At 52.0% G+C, this 321-nt stretch carries 1 rRNA gene; it reads right to left on the reverse strand.

What is annotated here, in order from left to right:
* Positions 1-321 (reverse strand): 23S ribosomal RNA (locus tag L696_RS0108700); the annotation flags it as partial.

Here is a 321-nt window from a genome sequence, read left to right on the forward strand (position 1 = left end):
ATCAAGCCATAGCTTCGGTGGCGTGTTTAGCCCCGTTACATTTTCGGCGCAGAGTCACTCGACCAGTGAGCTATTACGCACTCTTTCAATGGTGGCTGCTTCTAAGCCAACATCCTGGTTGTCTGTGCAACTCCACATCCTTTCCCACTTAACACACACTTGGGGACCTTAGCTGATGGTCTGGGCTGTTTCCCTTTCGACAATGGATCTTAGCACTCACTGTCTGACTCCCGGAACTAAGTCTATGGCATTCGGAGTTTGACTGAGCTTGGTAACCCTTGCGGGCCCCGCACCCAATCAGTGCTCTACCTCCACGACTCT

Origin of the sequence: Paenibacillus maysiensis, from assembly GCF_000520815.1 — a bacterium.
GTDB classification, from domain to species: domain Bacteria; phylum Bacillota; class Bacilli; order Paenibacillales; family Paenibacillaceae; genus Paenibacillus; species Paenibacillus maysiensis.